Origin of the sequence: Streptomyces sp. IMTB 2501 (assembly GCF_001953885.1) — a bacterium.
Classification (GTDB): Bacteria; Actinomycetota; Actinomycetes; order Streptomycetales; family Streptomycetaceae; genus Streptomyces.
In genome coordinates this window covers 30,010-52,450 of record NZ_MQUS01000015.1, presented here as the reverse complement: position 1 = coordinate 52,450, position 22,441 = coordinate 30,010, and the positions used below count along the sequence as shown (strand labels likewise).

Annotated in this window: 22 protein-coding genes and 1 riboswitch; of the genes, 11 read left to right on the top strand and 11 right to left on the bottom strand. The window is 70.4% G+C overall.

What is annotated here, in order from left to right; genetic code table 11:
- Positions 1-63: 63 nt before the first annotated feature.
- Complete coding sequence (gene hisN / locus AV521_RS25080) at positions 64-864, bottom strand: histidinol-phosphatase (RefSeq protein ID WP_076091167.1); 801 nt, start codon at positions 862-864, stop codon at positions 64-66.
- A 180-nt stretch (positions 865-1,044) separates the two neighbouring features.
- On the opposite strand from hisN, the gene AV521_RS25075 reads away from it, so the two are divergent.
- Positions 1,045-1,656 (top strand): TetR/AcrR family transcriptional regulator, encoded by a 612-nt coding sequence (locus AV521_RS25075; RefSeq protein WP_179023368.1) that lies wholly within the window; start codon positions 1,045-1,047, stop codon positions 1,654-1,656.
- 25 nt (positions 1,657-1,681) lie between these two features.
- On the opposite strand, the gene AV521_RS25070 is transcribed toward AV521_RS25075, so the two are convergent.
- The 5 genes from AV521_RS25070 to AV521_RS25050 form a co-directional block, all read right to left on the bottom strand.
- Entirely contained in the window at positions 1,682-2,299 is a 618-nt protein-coding gene (locus AV521_RS25070; RefSeq protein ID WP_079249394.1) for an ABC transporter substrate-binding protein, read from the bottom strand.
- Positions 2,300-2,378: 79 nt separating this feature from the next.
- Entirely contained in the window at positions 2,379-2,702 is a 324-nt protein-coding gene (locus tag AV521_RS25065; RefSeq protein WP_076090899.1) for a multidrug efflux SMR transporter, read from the bottom strand.
- Between the two features lie 87 nt (positions 2,703-2,789).
- On the bottom strand, positions 2,790-3,800 hold the full coding sequence (rsgA, locus tag AV521_RS25060; protein WP_076090897.1) for a ribosome small subunit-dependent GTPase A: 1,011 nt from the start codon (positions 3,798-3,800) through the stop codon (positions 2,790-2,792).
- Between the two features lie 9 nt (positions 3,801-3,809).
- Positions 3,810-5,126, bottom strand: coding sequence for a 3-phosphoshikimate 1-carboxyvinyltransferase (gene aroA, locus AV521_RS25055; protein WP_076090895.1), 1,317 nt, complete (start codon positions 5,124-5,126; stop codon positions 3,810-3,812).
- A 103-nt stretch (positions 5,127-5,229) separates the two neighbouring features.
- Positions 5,230-5,952 (bottom strand): M50 family metallopeptidase, encoded by a 723-nt coding sequence (locus AV521_RS25050; protein WP_076090893.1) that lies wholly within the window; start codon positions 5,950-5,952, stop codon positions 5,230-5,232.
- Between the two features lie 49 nt (positions 5,953-6,001).
- Between AV521_RS25050 and AV521_RS25045 the strand changes: the two genes are divergently transcribed.
- From AV521_RS25045 to AV521_RS25000, 10 genes are all read left to right on the top strand, one after another.
- On the top strand, positions 6,002-6,817 hold the full coding sequence (locus AV521_RS25045) for an SOS response-associated peptidase (RefSeq protein WP_076090891.1): 816 nt from the start codon (positions 6,002-6,004) through the stop codon (positions 6,815-6,817).
- A 1-nt stretch (position 6,818) separates the two neighbouring features.
- Positions 6,819-7,445, top strand: a complete 627-nt coding sequence (locus AV521_RS25040; protein WP_107481002.1) for an alpha/beta family hydrolase — start codon at positions 6,819-6,821, stop codon at positions 7,443-7,445.
- A gap of 257 nt (positions 7,446-7,702) precedes the next feature.
- Positions 7,703-8,398 (top strand): RNA polymerase sigma factor SigR, encoded by a 696-nt coding sequence (gene sigR, locus AV521_RS25035; protein WP_218639364.1) that lies wholly within the window; start codon positions 7,703-7,705, stop codon positions 8,396-8,398.
- Positions 8,395-8,697, top strand: a complete 303-nt coding sequence (gene rsrA, locus AV521_RS25030; protein ID WP_076090885.1) for a mycothiol system anti-sigma-R factor — start codon at positions 8,395-8,397, stop codon at positions 8,695-8,697. Before sigR ends, rsrA begins: the two co-directional genes overlap by 4 nt.
- Positions 8,698-8,814: 117 nt before the next feature.
- The gene (locus AV521_RS25025) at positions 8,815-10,113 is read left to right on the top strand and encodes an HD-GYP domain-containing protein (protein WP_076090883.1); all 1,299 of its coding nucleotides are present in this window, start codon (positions 8,815-8,817) and stop codon (positions 10,111-10,113) included.
- Positions 10,110-11,402 carry an HD-GYP domain-containing protein gene (locus tag AV521_RS25020; RefSeq protein WP_076090881.1) on the top strand — a complete coding sequence of 431 codons (1,293 nt, stop codon included), beginning with the start codon at positions 10,110-10,112 and terminating at the stop codon, positions 11,400-11,402. Before AV521_RS25025 ends, AV521_RS25020 begins: the two co-directional genes overlap by 4 nt.
- A gap of 100 nt (positions 11,403-11,502) precedes the next feature.
- Positions 11,503-12,483 carry a hypothetical protein gene (locus tag AV521_RS25015; RefSeq protein WP_076091163.1) on the top strand — a complete coding sequence of 327 codons (981 nt, stop codon included), beginning with the start codon at positions 11,503-11,505 and terminating at the stop codon, positions 12,481-12,483.
- Between the two features lie 126 nt (positions 12,484-12,609).
- A complete protein-coding gene (gene def, locus AV521_RS25010; RefSeq protein ID WP_076090879.1) occupies positions 12,610-13,260 on the top strand; it encodes a peptide deformylase in 651 nt (216 codons plus the stop codon).
- Between the two features lie 303 nt (positions 13,261-13,563).
- Positions 13,564-14,649, top strand: a complete 1,086-nt coding sequence (cyc1, locus tag AV521_RS25005) for an epi-isozizaene synthase (protein ID WP_107481014.1) — start codon at positions 13,564-13,566, stop codon at positions 14,647-14,649.
- Positions 14,646-16,016, top strand: coding sequence for a cytochrome P450 (locus AV521_RS25000; RefSeq protein WP_076090875.1), 1,371 nt, complete (start codon positions 14,646-14,648; stop codon positions 16,014-16,016). Before cyc1 ends, AV521_RS25000 begins: the two co-directional genes overlap by 4 nt.
- Before the next feature lie 90 nt (positions 16,017-16,106).
- Here the strand turns inward: AV521_RS25000 and AV521_RS24995 are convergent, their stop codons facing one another.
- The 5 genes from AV521_RS24995 to AV521_RS24975 form a co-directional block, all read right to left on the bottom strand.
- Positions 16,107-17,120 (bottom strand): ribonucleotide-diphosphate reductase subunit beta, encoded by a 1,014-nt coding sequence (locus AV521_RS24995; protein WP_076090873.1) that lies wholly within the window; start codon positions 17,118-17,120, stop codon positions 16,107-16,109.
- On the bottom strand, positions 17,120-19,513 hold the full coding sequence (locus tag AV521_RS24990) for a ribonucleoside-diphosphate reductase subunit alpha (protein WP_076090871.1): 2,394 nt from the start codon (positions 19,511-19,513) through the stop codon (positions 17,120-17,122). Before AV521_RS24990 ends, AV521_RS24995 begins: the two co-directional genes overlap by 1 nt.
- A gap of 125 nt (positions 19,514-19,638) precedes the next feature.
- A riboswitch (cobalamin riboswitch) is annotated at positions 19,639-19,796 on the bottom strand.
- Positions 19,797-19,835: 39 nt separating this feature from the next.
- On the bottom strand, positions 19,836-20,339 hold the full coding sequence (locus AV521_RS24985; protein WP_076090869.1) for a GNAT family N-acetyltransferase: 504 nt from the start codon (positions 20,337-20,339) through the stop codon (positions 19,836-19,838).
- Between the two features lie 91 nt (positions 20,340-20,430).
- The gene (gene mctP, locus AV521_RS24980; RefSeq protein ID WP_076090867.1) at positions 20,431-22,050 is read right to left on the bottom strand and encodes a monocarboxylate uptake permease MctP; all 1,620 of its coding nucleotides are present in this window, start codon (positions 22,048-22,050) and stop codon (positions 20,431-20,433) included.
- The gene (locus AV521_RS24975) at positions 22,047-22,310 is read right to left on the bottom strand and encodes a DUF3311 domain-containing protein (RefSeq protein WP_076090865.1); all 264 of its coding nucleotides are present in this window, start codon (positions 22,308-22,310) and stop codon (positions 22,047-22,049) included. The genes mctP and AV521_RS24975 overlap by 4 nt, the downstream gene beginning before the upstream one ends.
- Positions 22,311-22,441: the final 131 nt, after the last annotated feature.

Below are 22,441 nucleotides of genomic sequence, written 5' to 3'. Positions count from 1 at the left end.
CAAGAGGGCGCGCGTGGTGAGTTGAGGGCGTGCCAGGGTTACGCGCGTTGCTCGGTGTATCGCTCAGTGACGCGGGTTGAGATACCCCAGCAACTCGTCGTGCAGCAGGCCGTTGGACGCCGCCGCGTTGCCGCTGTGCGGGCCAGGGCGGCCGTCGATGCCGGTGAAGGTGCCGCCCGCCTCCGTGACGATGATCGCGTTGGCCGCCATGTCCCAGAGCGACAGCTCCGGCTCCGCGCAGATGTCCACGGATCCCTCGGCGACCATCATGTACGGCCAGAAGTCGCCGTACGCGCGCGTGCGCCACACCTCGCGGGTGAGGTCGAGGAAGCCGCCCAGACGGCCCTGTTCCTCCCAGCCGGAGAGGGAGGAGTACGCGAAGGAGGCGTCCGTGAGCTTGCCGACGCTGGAGACATGGACGCGGTTCGCCGAGGTCAGGCTGCGGCCGGTGAACGCGCCGTACCCCTTCGCGGCCCACCAGCGGCGGCCCAGGGCGGGGGCGGAGACGAGGCCCACGACGGGCTGGAAGCCGTCCTCGCCCGCCTCCATCAGGGAGATGAGCGTCGCCCAGACGGGAACGCCGCGGACGTAGTTCTTGGTGCCGTCGATGGGGTCGATCACCCAGCGGCGGGGACCGGTGCCCTCGACGCCGTACTCCTCGCCGAGGATCGCGTCCCTCGGGCGGGCGCGCTGGAGCTGGCCGCGGATGAGTTCCTCCGCTGCCTTGTCCGCTTCGCTCACCGGGGTCATGTCCGGCTTCGTCTCGACCTTCAGGTCGAGGGCCTTGAAGCGGGCCATGGTGGTGGCGTCCGCGGCGTCCGCGAGGACGTGGGCGAGGCGCAGGTCGTCGAGGTAGTCCGGCATGTAGGGCACGGTATCTGTCGGGCGGGTGCCGGAGCCACTAGGGGCGGGGGTGGCGCGCTGACTGGTGTCGTGCGCTGCTGCTGGCGGCGTAAAGATACGTGTGATCGGGGTACGGAAACCCTTGACAGTGCATACCGGCGCGTCAAATCTGGGCGCAGAGTCGCTCTGCCCAGGGAGGCGATGATGCCTGCTGCCCGGGAGTCCCTGCTGGACGCCGCCTATACGGCCCTGGCGCGCCGGCCGTGGTCCGCGGTGCGGATGGTCGACGTGGCCGCGGCGGCCGGAGTGTCCCGGCAGACTCTGTACAACGAGTTCGGCAGCAAGGACGGGCTGGCCCGGGCGCTGGTGCGGCGGGAGGCCGACGGCTATCTGGCCGGGGTCGAGCGGGCGCTCGCCGGTCCGGGCGAGCCACGGGAACGGCTCACGGCCGTGGTCGAGTGGACCAGCTCCGCCGCCCGGGAGAACGCGCTGATACGGGCCATGCTCACCGGCTGCTGGAGCGAACGGCTCCCCGCCCCGCCGCTCGCCGCCGTGCCGTCCGCCTCCTCGGTTCCGGCGCAGCGCCGCGCGGACGGGCCGCTGCCGACGCCCCGCGACTTCGTACGGATCGTGCGGGACCGCGCGGTCGCCGTCCTGACGGGCCCCACCGCCACCTGTGCCGACACCGCCGAGCTGACCCGCCCCTGCGAAATGGTCGTACGCCTCGCCCTGTCCTGCGTCGCGGCACCGCCGGCGGAGGGCGGCGGCATGGCGGAGATGGTCCGGGCGGTCGTCCCCCGCGAGGCGGTGTGATCCGTCCGGCGCCCCCGCCTTCTGCCTACTTCTTCAGCCAGCCCGCCTTCGTGCAGTCGATGTCCGCCAGGCCCAGTGCGCCGTAGTTGGCCAGGCCGTGGCGGACCGCGAGGATCTGGGGACGCTGGTAGAGCTCGATGGAGTGGGCGAGGCGCCAGATCTCGGCGTCGGCCTGGTTGCAGAGGGCGGTCGCCGAGGCCGGGTCGGTGGTCTCGCCCGCCTTCTTCAGCAGCGCGTCGGTCTCCGGGGAGCCGACCGACCCGAAGTTCTGGAAGAGGTTGCCGTCCTTGGGCCGGACGAAGACCGGGGTGAGCATGGACGGGGAGACGGCGTCGACGTTGCGGAAGCTGGTCAGGTCGAAGTTGCCGCGGTTCACGCACTGGTTGAAGTAGTCGTTCGCCGGCACCTTCTTCAGCTCGACCTTCACCCCGGCCTGCGCGAGCTGCTGCTGCACCAGCTCGGCCTGGTCGGTCCGGGCGGCGTTGCCGCCGGAGCCGAGGACGTAGTCGGCGTATCCGCCGGAGGTGTCCCGGTGGCCCTTCTGGTTGGGCATGAAGAAGTGGTTGCCGAGGGGCTTCAGTTCGAAGGAGAGGTCCTTGGCGAAGGCCTCGTCGATGCCTTTGCGGTCGATGGCGTGCTGGATCGCCTGGCACTTTCCGAGGGTGCGCGAGGTGCTGTAGCCGGGCGGGGGACGGGCCGCTTGCCGGCGCTGCGGCTCCTGCCTAGTGCGTCGACCCCGACAGCTGGAGGCCGATCACCCCGACGATGACCAGGCTGATGGAGATGATCTTCAGGGTGGAGACCAGGTCGCCGAGGAAGACCATGCCGTAGATCGCGGTGCCGGCGGCACCGATGCCGGTCCACACCGCGTACGCGGGGCCGACGTCGAGTTTCTTCAGGGACAGGGTCAGCAGGCCGAAGCTGCCGAGGGCGAACGACGCGAAGGCGATCGTCGGCCAGAGCCGGGTGAACCCGTGCGAGAGCTTGAGGCACACGGCGAAACCAGTCTCCAGAATCCCGGCCACGATGACCAGCAGCCACGCCATGTGCTGTCCTCCCGTTGATCCGGATCTCCGGCTCGGTGCGATTATGCACTTACCGGGCCGGACCCCCGGCAAACAACGAGGAGGCGCTCAGTCGCCCTCCTTGCGTTCCCGCGTGGCCAGCAGCCGGCGCAGCGAGTACAGCCGGGCAGGGTCCGCATGCCCCTGTTCGACCCACGCGTCCAGCGCGCAGTCCGGCTCGTCGTGACTGCACGCGCGCGGGCAGCCCTCCGTGCCCGGCTCCAGATCCGGAAACGCGTGGATGACCCGGGACGGGTCGATGTGCGCGAGGCCGAAGGAGCGGACGCCCGGGGTGTCGATGACCCAGCCGTCCATCACCGTGAGCGGCAGCGCGAGCGCCGAGGTCGTGGTGTGCCGGCCGCGGCCCGTCACCGCGTTGACATGCCCGGTCGTACGCCGTCGGTCCTCCGGGACCAGCGCGTTCACCAGCGTCGTCTTGCCGACGCCCGAGTGGCCCACGAACGCGGTGATCCGGCCGTCCAGGTGCCGGCGCACCCGGTCCGCCGCGTCCCCGTTCTCCAGCTCGTCGCGGCTGGTGACGACGTACGGGATGTCCAGGTCGCCGTACAGCTCCAGCAGCTTGTCCGGCGGGGCCAGGTCCGACTTGGTCATCACCAGCAGCGGCTCCAGGCCGCCGTCGTAGGCGGCGACCAGACAGCGGTCGATCAGACGGGGGCGGGGTTCCGGATCGGCCAGGGCGGTGACGATCGCCAGCTGGTCCGCGTTCGCCACCACCACCCGCTCGTACGGATCGTCGTCGTCGGCGGTACGGCGCAGCAGCGAGGCGCGCTCCTCGATCCGGACGATCCGGGCCAGCGTGTCCTTCTTGCCGGTCAGATCGCCGACCAGGGCCACCCGGTCCCCGACCACCGCCGCCTTGCGGCCCAGCTCGCGGGCCTTCATCGCCATCACGGTCCGGTCCTCGACCAGGCAGGTCAGCCGGCCCCGGTCGACCGTGAGGACCATGCCCTCGGCCGCGTCCTCGTGCTTGGGCCGGATGTTCGTACGCGGCCGGTTGCCCTTGCGGTTGGGACGGCTGCGGATGTCGTCCTCGTCGGTGTGCTTGCCGTAGCGGCGCATGGCGTGTCCCTACTGCCCGAGCATCCCGGTCCACAGCTCGGGGAAGTCCGGCAGGGTCTTCGCCGTCGTCGCCACGTTCTCGATCTGCACGCCCTCGACCGCCAGGCCGATGATCGCGCCGGCGGTCGCCATGCGGTGGTCCTCGTAGGTGTGGAAGACGCCGCCGTGCAGCCGGCGCGGGCGGATGTGCAGGCCGTCGGCGGTCTCGGTGACGTCACCGCCCAGTTCGTTGATCTCCTTGGTGAGCGCGGCCAGCCGGTCCGTCTCGTGCAGCCGCAGATGCGCCACGCCCCGCAGGGTCGAGGGGGACCCGGCGAGGGCCGCGACGGCCGCGATGCCGGGGGTCAGCTCGCCGACGTCGCCCAGGTCCACGTCGATGCCGTGGACGGCGCCCGAACCGGTGAACACCAGCCCGAACTCGGTGAGTTCGCAGGAGCCGCCCATCTCCGTGAAGATCTCCCGCAGCCGGTCGCCCGGCTGGGTGGTGCGCTCCGGCCAGTCCGGGATCAGCACCTTGCCGCCGGTGACCAGGGCCGCCGCCAGGAACGGCTGGGCGTTGGACAGGTCCGGCTCGATCGTCAGGTCCCGGCCGAGCAGCGCGCCCGGCGTCACCCGCCACACGTTCGGCTCGCCGCCCGACTCCGGGGTGTCCACCTGGGCGCCGACCGCGCGCAGCATGTCGACGGTCATCCGGATGTGCGGCAGGGAGGGCAGGGTCGCGCCCGTGTGCCGGACCTCGACGCCCTGGTTGAAGCGCGGGCCGGACAGCAGCAGCGCCGACACGAACTGGGAGGACGAGGACGCGTCGACCGACACCGGGCCGCCGTCCAGGGCCCCGCCGCCGTGCACGGTCAGCGGCAGCGCGCCCCGGCCGTCGTCGTCGATCCGGGCGCCGAGCTGCCGCAGCGCGTCGATCACGCCGTGCAGGGGGCGCTCGTACGACCGCGGGTCGCCGTCGAACCGGATGGGGCCGTCGGCCAGCGCGGCCACCGGCGGCAGGAAGCGCATCACCGTGCCGGCGTTACCGACGTCGACCGTGGCCGGCCCGTGCAGGCCCGTCGGCAGCACCCGCCAGGCCTCGCCGGTGCCGTCGGGGCCGACCCCCTCCTCGATCTCCACGCCCATGGCCCTGAGGGCACCGGCCATCAGCAGGGTGTCGCGGGAGCGCAGCGGGCGGCGCAGCCAGCCGGGCTCGGAGGCGAGGGCGGCCAACACCAGCGCGCGGTTGGTGACCGACTTGGACCCGGGCACGTGGACCGTCGCGTCGACGGCTCCGCTCGCGTGCGGGGCGGGCCAGAGGGCGGAGTGTGCGGGGTTAACGGTCATGCGCCCCACTTTAGTGGCTGGGGACGACCGGAGATCTCGATCAAAAGCGCCGAAATCCCGACGAAAACGCGGCATGGGCAGGGAGCCCGGCGCCCGTCGGCCCTCACACCGCCAGCAGCCAGCGCCCCCCGCCGATCAGCGAGGACAGGGTCACCGCGTGGAACAGGAACAGCCACAGACCCGCCGGTACGTGGGTGAGCCGCGACAGCTGGTCCGCGTCCGAGTCCCCGGCGCCACCCCGTGACCGCTTCAGCTGCAGCTCGAACGGCGGCCGTACCCCGCCGAACAGCAGGAACCACACCACCGCGTACGCGAACGCCGCCTGCACCTGGGGCCCCGTCAGCCAGGACACCAGCAGGAAGGCACCCCCGGCCAGCACCACGGTCAGCACGCCGTACGCGTTGCGGATCATCACCAGCATCACCACGAGCAGCGCCGTCGCCGCCCACAGCAGCAGTGTGATGCGGCCCGCGGCCAGCAGTGCGGCGCCGCCGAGGCCCAGCAGCGAGGGCGCCGTGTATCCGGCGGCGGCCGTCAGGATCATGCCCAGTCCGTACGGCTTGCCCCGGCTGACCGTGAGGCCGCTGGTGTCGGAGTGCAGCCGGATACCGGTGAGCTGCCGGCCGGTGAGCAGCGCGATCAGCCCGTGGCCGCCCTCGTGCGCGATGGTGATCGCGTTGCGCGATATCCGCCACAGGCCGTGCGGCACGACGACGGCGAGCGCGGCGGCCAGGGTGGCGAGCACCACCCACAGGGCGGGGCCGGGCTGGGTACCGGTGAGCCGGTCCCAGAGGTCGGGCAGCGCGAGGGCGGCGAGGCTGTCCATGTTCCGAGTGGCTCCCTGTGGTCGTGCGGAGTCTGGCAGTGTGGCATGTATGTGCGGACGGTATGCATCGAGTCGTAGGCCCGAGGATCTCGCAGCAGTCTTCGAGGTCGAGAAGTGGGAGCCCGAGGAGACCCTGGAGCCGGACTACAACGTGGCGCCGACCAAAGAGGTCTACGCCGTCCTCGACCGTCCCGTGAAAGACGCGGACTCCCCGCGTCCGGTTCGCCAGCTGCGCAAGCTGAAGTGGGGACTGGTGCCGTCCTGGGCCAAGACGCCCGAGGGCGGCGCCCGGATGATCAACGCGCGCGCCGAGACGGTGCACGAGAAGCCCTCCTACCGGCGTGCCTTCGCCGCCCGGCGCTGCATCGTGCCCGCCGACGGCTACTACGAGTGGGTCACCGCCAAGGACGAGCGCGAGCTGGAGGTCGAGGGCAAGAAGAAGCGGCCGCGCAAGCAGCCGTACTTCGTGCTGCCGGCCGACGGCTCGGTGTTCGCGATGGCCGGTCTGTACGAGTTCTGGCGAGACCGGACCCTGCCCGACGACCATCCGCAGGCCTGGTGGGTCACCTGCTCGGTGATCACCACGGAGGCCGAGCGGACGCCGCTGGCCGTGGCCCCCGCCGAGGGGCCGAACGCCCTGGCCGACATCCACCCCCGGATGCCGCTGATGCTCACCCCGGACCGCTGGGACGCCTGGCTCGACCCGGGCCGCACCGACCCCGACGACCTGCGCGAGCTGCTGGCCCCGCCCCCGCCCGGTCTGATGCGCGCCTACCCGGTCTCCACCGCCGTCAGCAACGTCCGCAACAACGGTCCGGAGCTGCTGAAGGAGCTTGCGGCTCCGGAAGAGGGCACACTCTTCTAGCGTGATCGAGATTGTCGAGACCGACGCGGGAACCGCACGCATCACCTGGCACCGGGCACGGGACGCCGGGCTGGTCCTCGCCGTGAGCCACGGCGCCGGCGGGGGCGTCGAGGCCCGTGACCTCCAGGCGCTCGCCCACGCGCTGCCCGCGCACGGCGTCACCGTCGCCCTCGTCGAGCAGCCCTGGCGGGTCGCGGGCAAGAAGGTCGCGCCCGCGCCGAAGACCCTGGACGCCGGGTGGCGCGGTATCTGGCCCGCGCTGGCCGGGATGGAGCTGCCCGTGGTCTCCGGCGGGCGGAGCGCCGGGGCCCGGGTCGCCTGCCGAACGGCGGCCGAGCTGGGCGCGCACGCCGTGCTCGCGCTGAGCTTCCCGCTGCACCCGCCGGGCAAGCCGGAGAAGTCCCGCGCCGAGGAACTGCTCGGGGCCGGGGTGCCCACGCTGGTCGTGCAGGGCGGCAACGATCCCTTCGGGAAGCCGGGGGAATTCCCCAAGGGCTCGTACGAACTGGTCGAGGTGGCGTACGGGGATCATGGCTTCGCGGTCCCCAAGCGGGCCGGGATCACCCAGGAGCGGGCCCTGGAGATCATCACCGAAAGCGTCGCGGAGTGGCTCGCGTCACTCGGGTGACGGCCGGGAATGCCCCGCGCCGGACCACTGTTGTGGCGGACAGAAGTGCTGAGGCCTCGGCACCGACGTCGTAGAGGAAGGAAGTCCGCCGCATGGGTTCGACCATCTGCCCGGCCCGCAGCAGCAGCACTGACCTGGACTGGACGGTGCTCCACGCGGCCAAGACTGCTCCTATTCGAGCGGCGGCAGGCACGGGTCGTGTTCTATCCTCCGAATCGAGTGGGACCGGTCTCGGTCCTGCCCGGGATCTTGAGGAGGTGGGTCCGGTCACCGGTACCGACGCAGGGACCGACAACGGCCAGGCGGAGCAGCCCGAGGGCCAGGGTGTGAGCGCGGAGGCGTCAGCCGAGTCGACCGCGGAGCGCAGTGCGCGCTTCGAGCGGGACGCGCTCGAATTCCTCGACCAGATGTACTCGGCCGCGCTGCGCATGACGCGCAACCCGGCCGACGCCGAGGATCTGGTGCAGGAGACCTACGCGAAGGCGTACGCGTCCTTCCACCAGTTCCGCGAGGGCACCAACCTCAAGGCTTGGCTGTACCGGATCCTCACCAACACCTTCATCAACTCCTACCGCAAGAAGCAGCGTGAGCCCCAGCGCTCCGCCGCGGAGGAGATCGAGGACTGGCAGCTCGCCCGCGCCGAGTCGCACATGTCGACGGGTCTGCGCTCCGCCGAGTCGCAGGCGCTCGACCACCTGCCCGACTCGGACGTCAAGGCAGCGCTGCAGGCGATCCCCGAGGAGTTCCGCATCGCCGTCTATCTCGCGGACGTAGAGGGCTTTGCGTACAAGGAGATCGCGGACATCATGGGGACTCCCATCGGTACGGTGATGTCCCGGCTGCACCGAGGCCGCCGTCAGCTGCGCGGCATGCTGGAGGACTACGCCCGTGACCGCGGGCTGGTCCCGGCGGGCGCCGGAGAGTCGAACGAAGCGAAAGGCTCGGGCTCATGAGCTGCGGAGAGCCGCACGAGACGGACTGCAGTGAGGTCCTCGACCACCTGTACGAGTTCCTCGACAGCGAGATGCCGGACGTCGACCGGGACAAGTTCCGGCACCACTTCGAGGAATGCTCTCCGTGCCTGGAGAAGTACGGCCTGGAGCAGGCCGTGAAGAAGCTGGTCAAGCGGTGCTGCGGGCATGACGACGTGCCCGCGGACCTGCGCGCCAAGGTCATGGGGCGCATCGATCTGATCCGCTCCGGCCAGACCGTGCCGGAGCACGACATCACCGCCACCCCGCAGGACGGCTGAGCACCGGGTCACCGCTCCCGTCACCCGAACGTGCTAATCCTCAGGTCATAAGCCCTGCACCCCCGATTCCCGCCCTAGGCTCCGAGCCCGGACAGGCATGGTCGGGGAGGGCGGGCGATGGAGGCGGTTTCGGCGCGGGCGCGCGGCTATGTGGTCGCCGTCGCCCTGCTGGCGCTGCTCTGCCTGTTGCCGCTGCCGACGATCCGCGCCCCTTGGTGGGCGCTCGGCCTGCTCTCCGCGCTCTACGCCGGCTGCGAGCACGTCGTACGCCGCCGCTTCGGCGGGACCTTCTACCCCGTCCTGCTCGCCGGGGCGTTCCTGCTGCCCCCGCCGGCCGCCGCGCTCGTCCCGCTGCCCGCGGCCCTGCTCACCCCGGTCGCGAACCGGCCCGCGCCGCAGCGGCGCGTGTGGCGGGCCGCGCGGCCCGCGCTCGCCGTGTGGGGAGCCGCCCAGGTGCACTGGGCGCTCGGCGGCCGGAACGCCGTCGTCGACTGTCACTTCCCGTACGCGCTGCTGCCCGTCGGCGCGGCCGTCCTCGCCTTCTGTCTGATCCTCACCGTCCTCGACGGCGGTATCCGCGCGGTCGCCCTGGGTGTCCCGCTGCACCGGGCCTGGCGCGGGCTGCTGTCCCGCTCGCTCGCGCCGGTCGCGGTGCACGGACTCGCCGGGCTGATGATGGCCGTGCTGTGGCGCAGCCCGTACGGCCCGGTCGCGGCCCTGCTCGTGCTGCTGCCGATGTGCGTGTCCTGGTGGATCTTCGCCCAGTACCACCGCGAACGCGCCGCCCACCAGGCCACCATCCGCGCCCTCGTGCAGGCCGTCGACATCAAGGACGGCTACACCCGCGGCCACAGCGAACGCGTCGGACAGGCCTCCGTGATGATCGCCCGCGAACTCGGCATGGACGACGACCGCGTCGAGGTGCTGCGCTTCGCCGGCATCCTGCACGACGTCGGCAAGCTCGGCGTCCCCACCCGGCTGCTGCGCAAGGACGGCCCGCTCACCCCCGAGGAACGCCGGATCATCGAACTGCACCCCGAGTACGGCCATGAGATGGTCCGCGGGATCTCCTTCCTCGGCGAGGCCCGCGCCGCGATCCTGCACCACCACGAACGCCTCGACGGCACCGGCTACCCGTACGGCCTCGTCGCCACCCAGATCCCCGAGTGCGCCCGGGTCGTCGCCGTCGCCGACGCCTTCGACGCCATGACCTCCACCCGCTCCTACCGCAGGGCCCGGCCCGTCGAGGCGGCCGTCGCCGAGCTGGAGCGCTGCGCGGGCACGCAGTTCGACCCCCGGATGGTCGGCGCGCTCGCCCGCGCGCTGGGCCGCTACGGCTGGCATCCCACGGTCACCGCCGACGAGACGCCGTACGAGCTGCGGGGCCGGCAGCCGGTCTCCGGGGCACCCCGGTGACCGCCCTGCGGATCGTCCACGGCGCCGCCGCCCTCACCGCGGCCGGCTCCCTCGCCGTCACCCTGTGGACCGGCCTCGACGACCGGGGCGTCGCGCTCGCCTTCGGGGTGCTCATAGCGGTCGGCGAGCTGACCCGGTGGAGCGGCGCCCAGGTACGGCAGGCCGCGCCCCTCGGCACCGCCGGCTCACTGTCGTACGCCCTGCTCGGAGCGGACGCCGGGCGGCCCACGCAAGCCGGCCCTGCGCAGGTCGTCGCCGTCGTCCTCGCCGCCGCCCTGCTCGGCGCCGTACCGCACATCTGGTCCGGGCGCACCCCCACCCTCGACCATCTGGCCCGCCGCGTGCTCATCGTCGGATTCACCGCCGTCTGCTTCCAACCCCTTTACAACAGGGGCCTGTTCGCCGCCTGGAACGGCCCCGCCTACGCCCTGCTCCTGGTCACCCTGCTCGGTCTCACCGCCCTGTGCGACGCCGTCCTGGCCGCCGCCCTCGCCCGCTCCCGCACCCACTGGCCCTTCGGCCCGCTGCTGCGCGAGGAACTGCGCGGGCTGCTGGGCATCGGATCCGCCGTCTGCGCGACCGGCGCGGTGATGGCGCTCGCGGTCGCCGTCGTCGGGCTGTGGGCGCTGCCCGTGTTCTGTCTGCCCCTGCTGCTCACCCAGTTGTCCGTGCGCCGGTACGCGGCCGTCCGCGCCACCTACCGGCAGACCATCGCCTCCCTGGCCCGCGCCACCGAGATCGCCGGGTGCACCCCTGCCGGGCACGCCCGCCGGGTCGCCGCGCTCAGCCTCGCCGTCGGCCGGGATCTCGCTCTGACCGAGGGCGACCTGACCGTTCTGGAGTACGCGGCCCTCATGCACGACATCGGCCAGCTCAGCCTGCTCGACCCGGTCCCGGCCGGCGCCACCGCCGAACTGCCCGCCGGGGAACAGCGGCGCATCGCGCTGCTCGGCGGGGCCGTCGTCCGGCAGACCGGGGTGGCCGCGGCCGTCGCCGTGATGGTGGAACGGCAGGCGGACCCCTACCGCGAACAGCCGGTCGCCGCGCGGATCATCCGGGCCGTGAACGCCTATGAGGAGAAGAGCCGGGACGCCGGACCCGAGGGCCCCCTGCGGGCGCTGGAGGAACTGCGCCTCGGCACCGCCGGTGACTACGCTCCCGAGGTGGTGGAGTCCCTCGCCCGGGTGCTGGCCCGGCCGCGGGCCTGGCTCCAGCGCGCGCCGGTGGACGACGACGGGAGAGGTACGGCACTGTCTGACCCCGCCCGCCGCTGGGTAACCCATGGGTAATGAGCGCCTTTCCCGCCGTACGTGGTTGGATGCGAGGGAGAGGGTGTCCGGGGGCACAAGCCAGCCCATTGTGCGGAACTGGAACTGGCAGGCGGGAATCGTGAGGATCTTCGGCAAGGGACGGCACCGGCCCTCCGCCTCCTGGCGGCAGGCCACCGACCGCGCGTTCACGCTGATCGGCGACGGCCGGTACGAGGACGCGGGCGAGCTGCTGACACGGGCCGCCGACCTGGAGCCCTGGCTGTCGGAGTCCTGGTTCAACCTCGCCCTGCTGCACAAGTTCCGGCACGACTGGGAGCAGGCCCGTGCGGCCGGGCTCCGCGCGGTCGCGCTGCTCGACCGGGAGACCGGGGCGCCCGACTGGTGGAACGTCGGCATCGCCGCCACCGCCCTGCAGGACTGGCCGCTGGCCCGCCGCGCCTGGCAGGCGTACGGGCTGAAGGTGCCCGGCGGCGCCACCGTGGCCGCGGAACCGGTCGGCATGGAGCTGGGCAGTGCGGCCGTACGGCTCTCCCCGGAGGGTGAGGCCGAGGTCGTCTGGGGCCGCAGGCTGGACCCGGCGCGGATCGAGGTACTGTCCATCCCGCTTCCCTCGTCCGGGCGGCGCTGGGGCGAGGTCGTGCTGCACGACGGTGTCCCGCACGGCGAGCGCACCACGTCCGCCGGCCATGCCTATCCGGTCTTCGACGAGATCGAGCTGTGGGCGCCCTCGCCCGTGCCGACCTGGGTGGTCCTGCTGGAGGCGGCCACGGAGGCGGACCGGGACGCGCTGGAGCAGTTGGCCGCGGACGCGGGGTTCGCCGCGGAGGACTGGTCCTCCTCGGTGCGGCTGCTGTGCCGGATGTGCTCGGAGTCGCGGATGCCGTCGGACGAGGGCGAAGGGGTTCACCTGGACCCGCACGACCACAGTGAGCCCGGTCATCCGGGGCCGCTCGGTCATCGGACGGACGGGCAGTTGTGGGTGCCGGAGCGGGAGTGCGGGGTGGCCGCGCCGGCCTCGCTGGTTCGTGGGTTGCTGGACGGCTGGGTGGCTGACAGCCCGGACTCGCGTGACTGGCGGGATCTCGAAGAGGTGTGCTGAGGCGTTCTCCCCACTGCGAGTCCGTTGTGGCTGGTCGTGCAGTTCCCCGCGCCCCCTGGGGGCGCGCCCACGTACCCTGTATCAGCATTCACTCCCAGTTTTTGTGCAGGAAGGCGTACGTCGGTCATGGCGCAGCAGGACACCGATCAGCAGCACGCGGGCGTGCTCCCCGTCGACGACGAGGGCTATGTCGTCGACACGGAGGACTGCGAGGAGCGCGAGAAGGCATGGCGGGAGCACGGGACCTCGCGGCCCATCACGGTCGTCGGCAACCCGGTGCTGCACAAGGAGTGCAAGGACGTCACCGAGTTCGGCGAGGAGCTGCGGCAGCTGGCTGCCGACATGTTCGCCAGCCAGCGCACCGCCGAGGGTGTGGGCCTCGCCGCCAACCAGATCGGTGTCGACCTGAAGGTCTTCGTCTACGACTGCATGGACGACGAGGGCGTCCGGCACGTGGGTGTGGTGTGCAACCCGAAGCTGGTCGACCTGCCGGCCGACAAGCGCCGCCTGGACGACAGCAACGAGGGCTGCCTCTCCGTGCCGACGGCCTACGCTCCGCTCGCCCGTCCCGACCACGCCGAGGTCACCGGCCAGGACGAACAGGGCAACCCGATCAAGGTCCGCGGCACCGGTTACTTCGCACGGTGTTTGCAGCACGAGACCGACCACCTCTACGGCTACCTGTACATCGACCGGCTGTCCAAGCGGGACCGCAAGGACGCGCTGCGGCAGATGGACGAGAACGAGCCACGTTATCCCGTGGTCGCGAACGACTAGCCGGCACCGGCCTGCCTGGGCGCCCGACGGGGATCACTCCCGGTCGGGCGCCCTTCGTACGGCCACGCCCCGCTCGTCCGTGTGTGCGTCCGTGCGCCGTACAACCGGCCCCTTCTGTGCTTGTTGTGATCCCTAATCGGTCATGTGGGGGGAGATTCTCGGCACCTTGGGGTAGTGAGTGAAGCAAATCCGTTCCCATGGCGGTCAGTTGTGGTGCTGAATGGTAAGGGCGGGGATACGCAACGGCGCACGCCCGGCACACCGGAGGGGTGTGCGCTCCAGGCGGCTGAGAGGGGTTTGTCCGTGCAAGCTTTCCCACACAGCACCACCGCGACGCCAACGGCGGTCGTAGTACCACCCTCACTGGCACTTCCGGTGATCGAGTCCGCCTTTCCGCGGCAACTGCATCCGTATTGGCCGCGGCTCCAGCAGATGACACGACGCTGGCTGCTGGAAAAACGGTTCATGCCGGCGGACAAGGTGCATGAATATGCCGATGGACTTTGCTACACGGACCTGATGGCCGGCTACTACCTCGGCGCCCCCGAGGAGGTCCTCCAGGCCATCGCCGACTACAGCGCGTGGTTCTTCGTCTGGGACGACCGTCACGACCGGGACAGGGTCCACGGCCGGGCCGGAGACTGGCGGCGCCTGAGGTACCGCCTGCACGCGGCCCTCGACGCGCCCCGGCACCATCTGCACCACCCGGATCCGCTGGTCGCGGGCTTCGCGGACAGCGTGCTGCGACTGTACGGCTTCCTGCCGCGCACCTGGAACCAGCGGTTCGCCCGGCACTTCCACACCGTGGTCGAGGCGTACGACCGCGAGTTCCGCAACCGCACCACGGGATACATCCCCGGTGTCGAGGAATATCTCGCCCTGCGCCGGCACACCTTCGCGCACTGGATATGGACGGACCTGCTCGAACCAACCGCGGGTTGCGAACTCCCGGACGCCATACGGGAAAACCCGGCCTATCGCCGGCCGGCGCTGCTCAGCCAGGAATTCGCCGCCTGGTACAACGATCTCTGCTCGCTGCCGAAGGAAATAGCGGGCGACGAGGTCCACAATCTCGGAATCAGTCTCATCACCCATGAGGGGTTGAGTCTCGAGGAAGCGGTGGACGAAGTAAGGCGGCGCGTCGAGGAATGCATCAGCGAATTCCTCGAAGCCGAGCAGATCGCCCTGCGGTTCGCCGACCAACTCGCCGACGGCACGGTCCGCGGAAAGGAATTGAGCGCCGCGGTGCGCTCCTGTGTCGGCAATATGCGCAACTGGTTCAGCTCCGTGTACTGGTTCCACCACGAGTCCGGCCGGTACATGGTCGACACCTGGGACGACCGGTCCACGCCCCCGTACGTCACGAACGAAGCGGCAGGTGAGAAATGACCGTCGAGTCTGCGCAGCCCCGGACCTCCGAGACCACCGAACTGCGCGAACCGCCCCTGGCCGGCGGGGCCGTGCCGGGTCTCGGGCACGGCCTGAAACTGGTCCGCGACCCGCTCGCCTTCATGTCCCGGCTCCGTGAGCACGGCGACGTGGTACGCCTCAAGCTCGGCCCCAAGACGGTGTACGCCGTCACCACTCCGGCGCTCACCGGCGCGCTCGCGCTCAGTCCCGACTTCAAGATCGACGGACCCCTGTGGGAGTCCCTGGAGGGGCTGCTCGGCAAGGAGGGCGTGGCCACCGCCAACGGGCCCCGCCACCGACGCCAGCGCCGCACCATCCAGCCCGCGTTCCGGCTGGACGCCATCCCCGACTACGGACCGGTCATGCAGGAGGAGGCGCATGCGCTGACCGAGCGCTGGCGGCCCGGCGAGACCATCGACTGCACCTCCGAGTCCTTCCGGGTCGCCGTCCGTATCGCCGCCCGCTGCCTGCTGCGCGGCGACTACATGGACGAGCGCGCCGAGCGGCTCAGCATCGACCTCGCCGCCGTCTTCCGGGGCATGTACCGGCGCATGGTCGTCCCGCTCGGGCCGCTGTACCGGCTGCCGTTCCCGGCCAACCGCGAATTCAACCGGGCCCTGGCCGATTTGCATCTGCTGGTCGACGAGATCGTCGCCGAGCGGAGGGCATCTGGTCAAAAGCCGGACGATTTGCTGACGGCATTGCTGGAGGCGAAGGACGACAATGGCGACCCCATCGGGGAACAGGAGATCCACGACCAGGTCGTCGCGATACTCACCCCCGGCAGCGAAACAGTCGCCTCCACGATCATGTGGCTGCTGCAGGTGCTCGCGGAACACCCGGAACACGCCGAGAAGGTACGGACCGAGGTCGAATCCGTGACCGGCGGCCGACCGGTCGGATTCGAGCACGTCCGCACACTCACGCACACCAACAATGTCGTCGTCGAGGCCATGCGGCTCAGGCCCGCCGTATGGATATTGACGCGGCGCGCGGTCACCGACACCGAACTCGGCGGGTATCGCATTCCGGCCGGGGCGGACATCGTCTACAGCCCGTACGCGATCCAGCGCGACGCCCACTCGTACGACCGCCACCTCGACTTCGACCCCGACCGGTGGCTGCCGGAGCGGGTCAAGGACGTACCGAAGTACGCCATGAGCCCCTTCAGCGTCGGCAACCGCAAGTGCCCCAGCGACCACTTCTCGATGACCCAGCTGAGCCTGATCACCGCGGCGATCTCGGCGAAGTACCGCTTCGAGCAGGTGAGCGGGTCGAACGACACGACCAGGGTGGGCATCACCCTCCGCCCGCACGACCTGCGACTGCGGGCGATGCCCTGGTGATCACCTGTTACCGGCGTGCGCTCAGGCGGCCCGCGGGCCCCGGAACGCGCGCCGGTAGGCGTGCGGGGTGGTGCCGAGGGGCAGGCCGACTCAGAAGTCCTCGTCCAGGTCGACCGTGCCCTCGACCGCGACCTGGTACGCCGACGGGCGGCGCTCGAAGAAGTTCGTCAGCTCCTGAACGCCCTGCAGCTCCATGAAGGAGAACGGGTTCTGCGAGCCGTACACCGGGGCGAAGCCGAGGCGGGTGAGCCGCTGGTCGGCGACGCACTGCAGGTACTGCCGCATCGACTCGGTGTTCATGCCCGGCAGGCCGTCGCCGCACAGGTCGCGGGCGAACTGCAGCTCGGCCTCGACCGCCTCCTTGAGCATGTCGACGACCTGCTGCTGGAGCTCGTCGTCGAAGAGGTCCGGCTCCTCCTTGCGGACGGTGTCGACCACGTCGAAGGCGAAGGACATGTGCATCGTCTCGTCACGGAACACCCAGTTGGTGCCGGTGGCGAGACCGTGCAGCAGACCCCGGCTGCGGAACCAGTAGACGTACGCGAACGCACCGTAGAAGAACAGGCCCTCGATGCACGCGGCGAAGCAGATCAGGTTGAGCAGGAAGCGACGGCGGTCGGCCTTCGTCTCCAGCCGGTCGAGCTTCTCCACCGAGTCGATCCACTTGAAGCAGAACTCGGCCTTCTCGCGGATGGAGGGGATGTTCTCGACGGCCGCGAAGGCCGCCGCCCGGTCCTCCGGATCGGGCAGGTAGGTGTCCAGCAGCGTCAGATAGAACTGGACGTGCACGGCCTCCTCGAAGAGCTGACGGCTGAGGTACAGCCGCGCCTCGGGGGAGTTGATGTGCTTGTACAGGGTCAGGACCAGGTTGTTCGCGACGATCGAGTCGCCCGTCGCGAAGAAGGCCACCAGCCGGCCGATCAGATGCTGCTCGGCCGGGGTCAGCTTCGCGAGGTCGGCGACGTCCGAGTGGAGGTCGACCTCCTCCACGGTCCAGGTGTTCTTGATCGCGTCCCGGTAGCGCTCGTAGAAGTCCGGGTAGCGCATGGGGCGCAGGGTCAGTTCGAAGCCCGGGTCGAGCAGGTTGGTGTTACGGGTGGTCATTATTGGCAGGCCTCGCAGGACTCGGGGTTTTCCAGGGAGCAGGCGATCGCCTCGGGGTCGGCGACCTGCTGGACGGGGATGGGGACGGGGGTCCGCGCCTGTGCCTGGGCGGCGCGGGCGATCCGGGTCGCCGGGCGGGAGCGCAGGTAGTACGTCGTCTTCAGGCCCGACTTCCAGGCGTACGCGTACATCGAGGAGAGCTTGCCGATGGTCGGCGTCTCCAGGAACAGGTTCAGGGACTGCGCCTGGTCCAGGAACGGGGTGCGGGCCGCGGCCATGTCGATCAGGCCGCGCTGCGGGATCTCCCACGCCGTGCGGTACAGCGCGCGCACGTCCTCGGGGATCCAGACGAAGTCCTGCACCGAGCCGTTGGACTCGCGCAGCGCCTCCCGGGTCCGCGCGTCCCACACGCCGAGGTTCTTCAGGTCCTGCACCAGGTACGAGTTGACCTGCAGGAACTCACCGGACAGCGTCTCGCGCTTGAACAGGTTCGACACCTGCGGCTCGATGCACTCGTACACGCCCGCGATGGAGGCGATGGTCGCCGTCGGGGCGATGGCGAGCAGCAGCGAGTTGCGCAGGCCTGTTGCGGCGATCCGCCGGCGCAGCGCCTCCCAGCGCTCGGGCCAGGTCAGCTCGACGCCGTAGTGGTCGGGGTGCAGCACACCCTGGGCCGTACGGGTCTTCTCCCAGGCCGGCAACGGGCCGCTCCGCTCGGCGAGGTCGGTGGAGGCCTCGTACGCGGCGAGCATGATCCGCTCGGCGATCCGCGTGGACAGGGCCTTGGCCTCCGGCGAGTCGAAGGGCAGGCGCAGCTTGAAGAAGACGTCCTGCAGCCCCATCGCGCCGAGGCCGACGGGACGCCACTTGGCGTTCGACCGACCCGCCTGTTCGGTCGGGTAGAAGTTGATGTCGACCACGCGGTCGAGGAAGGTCACGGCGGTGCGGACGGTCTCGTCCAGCCGCTCCCAGTCGAGGTCACCAGTCGCTGTGTCGACAAAGGCACCCAGATTGACGGACCCCAGGTTGCAGACCGCCGTCTCGCCGTCGTCCGTGACCTCCAGGATCTCCGTGCAGAGGTTGGAGGAGTGGACCACATGACCCGGCAGGGCCGTCTGGTTGGCGGTGCGGTTGGCGGCGTCCTTGAAGGTCATCCAGCCGTTGCCGGTCTGCGCGAGGGTGCGCATCATCCGGCCGTACAGCTCACGGGCCGGCATGGTCTTCTTCGCCAGGCCTGCCGCCTCGGCCTTGCGGTAGGCGGCGTCGAACTCCTCGCCCCACAGGTCCACCAGCTCCGGCACGTCGGCGGGGGAGAAGAGGGACCACTGCGCGTCGGCGTTCACCCGGCGCATGAACTCGTCCGGGATCCAGTGCGCGAGGTTCAGGTTGTGCGTACGGCGGGCGTCCTCACCGGTGTTGTCCCGCAGCTCCAGGAACTCCTCGATGTCGGAGTGCCAGGTCTCCAGGTAGACCGCGGCCGCGCCCTTGCGCCGGCCGCCCTGGTTCACCGCGGCCACCGAGGCGTCCAGGGTCTTCAGGAACGGGACGATGCCGTTGGAGTGCCCGTTGGTGCCGCGGATCAGCGAACCGCGGCTGCGGATCCGGGAGTACGACAGCCCGATGCCGCCGGCGTGTTTCGAGAGCCGGGCCACCTGGTGGTAGCGGTCGTAGATGGAGTCCAGCTCGTCCAGCGGGGAGTCGAGGAGATAGCAGGACGACATCTGCGGGTGCCGGGTGCCGGAGTTGAAGAGCGTGGGGGAGGACGGGAGGTAGTCGAGGCGGCTCATGAGCCCGTAGAGCGCGGCGACTTCGTCGACGGAGCGAGGGGTGTCGTCCTCGGCCAGGCCGCTCGCCACCCGCAGCATGAAGTGCTGGGGCGTCTCGATGACCTTGCGGGTGAGGGGGTGCCGCAGAAGATAGCGGCTGTGCAGGGTGCGCAGACCGAAGTAGCCGAAGCGGTCGTCGGCCGCCCGGTCGACCAGGGCGTCGAGGCGTTCGGCATGCAGCCGCGCGAACTCCGCGGTGCGGTCGGCGATCAGGCCCTCGCGGTGGCCGACGGCGACGGACTCGGTGAAGGACGTCACGCCCTGCGAGGCGGCCTCGGCGCGGATGGAGAGGGTCAGCAGCCGGGCGGCCAGCCTGGAGTAGGCGGGGTCCTCGGAGATGAGCCCGGCGGCGGCCTCGGTGGCCAGTTCGCGCAGCTCCGCAGCGATTTCGGAGGCGCCACGAGCGGACCGGCCGCGCAGCGCGGCGGCGGCGACCCGGCCTGGGTCGGCGTCGGGGAGGTCGGCGGTCAGCTCGGTCAGGGTCCGCAGCAGCGCGGTACCGGGACCGTCGGTCTCCAGCTCGCTGACTTCGCGGGCTGAAGCCGGATCTGCTGGCGCGATGGTCACGTGGGGCTCTCCCTCGCTCGGCACGGGGGCCTTGCGGAGGGCAGGGGGGCAGCCACGAGCGCACACGGCGTCGCGTCCACCGGCCCATTCCACGAGGCCCGGACGTCTTGGGGCACCCGGACCGGACGGCCGGGTGCGCTGCCGGCAGGTCCTCGGACTGACTCCTGTGCGATGCGCTCTGCTTTGGGGGCAGACATGCACAAGTACACCGTTGCGGGACAGTTCCGGATTCGCACCGGATTCCCCTGCGACGACAGCGAGGACGAGCATACATCTAGTGCCGGGCTGTCGTGGCACCCCCAGATGTTGTGTCGCGCCGGTCTCAGAGCGTCAACTCATAGGTGAGCAGAGTGATGTCGAGCCGCTCGGGCAGCGGATTCCAGTCCCGCTCGGGAGTACGAGCGAAGCCGAGCCGTTCGTAGATGCGATGGGCCGCGTGCATGGTGTGCTGGGTCGACAGGACGACGGCCCGACAGCCCTCGGTGGCCCGTGCGCGGTCGATGCACGCCCGTACGAGAGCCTCGCCGGCCCCCCGGCCACGGGCGGCGCCGGCCACGGCCAGCATACGGATCTCCGCCTCCCCGGGGCGCGCGATGTCGGCCATGGGGCCGGGGGAGGGGACGAAGGTGACGCCGCCGAGCACTCCGTTGCGTACGGCCACCAGGACCTCCGCGGCGGCGGCTCTCTTGGCCACGTCCCGGAGTTCACCGAGGTACGTGTCGCTCTCGCCGAAGTCCAGGAGGCCGTCCTGGAGGTAGGCCCGGGCGGTGATCTCTCCCAGGGCGTCGTATTCGGCCGGATCGGCGGGGCGGATCTGCATGTCCATGGTGTGAGTGTGTACGACAGCGGGCCGCCGATGGTGGCTGTTCTCGGCGGCCCGCTGCGGGCTGTGGCGGGTTGATACGGCCCCGCGCCACTCAGGCCGTTGCGGTGGGCGTCAGCTCCTTCTGCACGCCGGGTTCTCCCGCGTCCGCCGTGTAGTCCTCCGGCTTGGTCTCGTCGATGCCCTCAGGGGCCTTCACGGCCTTGAGGGCGACGGTGAGGACCACGGCCACGGCGACGTTGAGGACGAAGGCCGTGAGGCCGATGTAGCCGATCTCGCCGATGCCGGGGATCTCCTTCGCCGAACCGCCGAAGTGCTTCTGAGTCGGGGAGGCGACACCGTACGCGGCGACCGTGCCGTAGATCATGCCGACCGCCCAGCCGGCGAGCAGGGCCCAGCGGTGGAACCAGCGGGTGAACAGGCCGCCGACCAGGGCCGGGAAGGTCTGCAGGATCCAGATGCCGCCGAGCAGCTGGAAGTTGATGGCGACGGTCTTGTCCATGGTGAGGACGAAGACCAGCGCGCCGACCTTCACCAGCAGCGAGACGAGCTTGGAGACCTGGGCCTCCTGCTTCGGCGTGGCGTCCGGCTTGATGAAGTCCTTGTAGATGTTGCGGGTGAAGAGGTTCGCCGCCGCGATCGACATGATCGCCGCCGGTACGAGCGCGCCGATGCCGATCGCCGCGAACGCCACGCCCGCGAACCAGGACGGGAACATGTCCTCGAACAGCTGCGGGATCGCCAGCTGGCCGTTGGTGACCTTGACCCCGGCCGCGATCGCCATGAAGCCCAGCAGGGCCAGCAGGCCGAGCATCAGAGAGTACAGCGGCAGAATGGTGGTGTTGCGGCGGATCACCTCACGGCTCTTGGAGGAGAGGGTCGCGGTGATCGAGTGCGGGTACATGAACAGGGCCAGGGCCGAGCCGAGGGCCAGGGTGGCGTAGGTCCACTGGCCCGCCGCCGGGGGCGCAAGCGCGCCGCGTGGCTTGCCCGTCTTCGGACTGACCTGGCTGAACGCATGGCCGGCCTTGGCGAAGATGTCGTCGAAGCCGCCCAGCTTGATCGGGATGTAGATGATCGCCACCGTGATGACGATGTAGATCAGCGCGTCCTTGACGAACGCGATCAGCGCGGGGGCGCGCAGTCCGGAGGAGTAGGTGTACGCCGCCAGCACGCCGAAGGCGATGAGCAGCGGCAGGTCGCGTACGAACCAGTTGGTGCTGCTGTCCCCGCCGACGCCCATCACGTCCAGCACCGCCTGGATGCCGACGAGCTGGAGCGCGATGTACGGCATCGTCGCCAGGATGCCGGTCAGCGCCACCGCCAGCGACAGGCCCTTGGAGCCGAAGCGGCCGCGCACGAAGTCCGAGGTCGTCACATAGCCGTGCTTGTGGGACACCGACCACAGGCGGGGCAGGAACGTGAAGATCAGCGGGTAGACCAGGATCGTGTACGGCACCGCGAAGAAGCCGGACGCGCCCGCCGCGTACACCGCCGCCGGTACGGCGACGAAGGTGTACGCCGTGTACAGGTCGCCGCCGAGCAGGAACCAGGTGATCCAGGTGCCGAACGACCGTCCGCCCAGGCCCCATTCGTCCAGGGAGTGCTCGTTCTCGGCCCTGCGCCAGCGTGCGGCGAGGAAGCCCATGACCGTGACGGCCAGGAAGAAGAAGATGAAGACGCCGAGCGCGACGCCGTTGACGCCGTTCTTCACTTCGCCGCACCGCCCTTCTGGGCCGTGCGGGCGCGCTGGTCGCGCTGCCACAGCTTGTACGCGGTCATGGTGAGCGCGGTGGAGATCAGCACCCAGAGCATCTGGTACCAGTAGAAGAACGGGATCCCGATGAACGCGGGGTCCTTCTTGGCGTAGGAGCCGACCCAGAGCATCGCTGCGAAAGGCGCGACCAGACACAGGGCGATGATCACCCGGACCGGTGTGACGACCGGTGGTCTCACTTCAGGCGTATCGGACATGCCACGGCTCTCCGTCCCCTCGCTGATCACCTGTGTAATGCGCAGGCAATCTAGGTGACGGTGTCGTCACAGTGGAAGCCCTCGTCCGCATATCGGTATATCGATTCAGCGAACATCCACCGGCCGTGCTC

Coding starts and splice junctions, on each gene's coding strand:
- hisN (WP_076091167.1), bottom strand. CDS start 864: ATGCCGGACTACCTCGACGACCTGCGCCTCGCCCACGTCCTCGCGGAC.
- AV521_RS25075 (WP_179023368.1), top strand. CDS start 1,045: ATGATGCCTGCTGCCCGGGAGTCCCTGCTGGACGCCGCCTATACGGCC.
- AV521_RS25065 (WP_076090899.1), bottom strand. CDS start 2,702: ATGGCGTGGCTGCTGGTCATCGTGGCCGGGATTCTGGAGACTGGTTTC.
- rsgA (WP_076090897.1), bottom strand. CDS start 3,800: ATGCGCCGCTACGGCAAGCACACCGACGAGGACGACATCCGCAGCCGT.
- aroA (WP_076090895.1), bottom strand. CDS start 5,126: ATGACCGTTAACCCCGCACACTCCGCCCTCTGGCCCGCCCCGCACGCG.
- AV521_RS25050 (WP_076090893.1), bottom strand. CDS start 5,952: ATGGACAGCCTCGCCGCCCTCGCGCTGCCCGACCTCTGGGACCGGCTC.
- AV521_RS25045 (WP_076090891.1), top strand. CDS start 6,002: ATGTGCGGACGGTATGCATCGAGTCGTAGGCCCGAGGATCTCGCAGCA.
- rsrA (WP_076090885.1), top strand. CDS start 8,395: ATGAGCTGCGGAGAGCCGCACGAGACGGACTGCAGTGAGGTCCTCGAC.
- AV521_RS25025 (WP_076090883.1), top strand. CDS start 8,815: ATGGAGGCGGTTTCGGCGCGGGCGCGCGGCTATGTGGTCGCCGTCGCC.
- def (WP_076090879.1), top strand. CDS start 12,610: ATGGCGCAGCAGGACACCGATCAGCAGCACGCGGGCGTGCTCCCCGTC.
- AV521_RS25000 (WP_076090875.1), top strand. CDS start 14,646: ATGACCGTCGAGTCTGCGCAGCCCCGGACCTCCGAGACCACCGAACTG.
- AV521_RS24995 (WP_076090873.1), bottom strand. CDS start 17,120: ATGACCACCCGTAACACCAACCTGCTCGACCCGGGCTTCGAACTGACC.
- AV521_RS24985 (WP_076090869.1), bottom strand. CDS start 20,339: ATGGACATGCAGATCCGCCCCGCCGATCCGGCCGAATACGACGCCCTG.
- AV521_RS24975 (WP_076090865.1), bottom strand. CDS start 22,310: ATGTCCGATACGCCTGAAGTGAGACCACCGGTCGTCACACCGGTCCGG.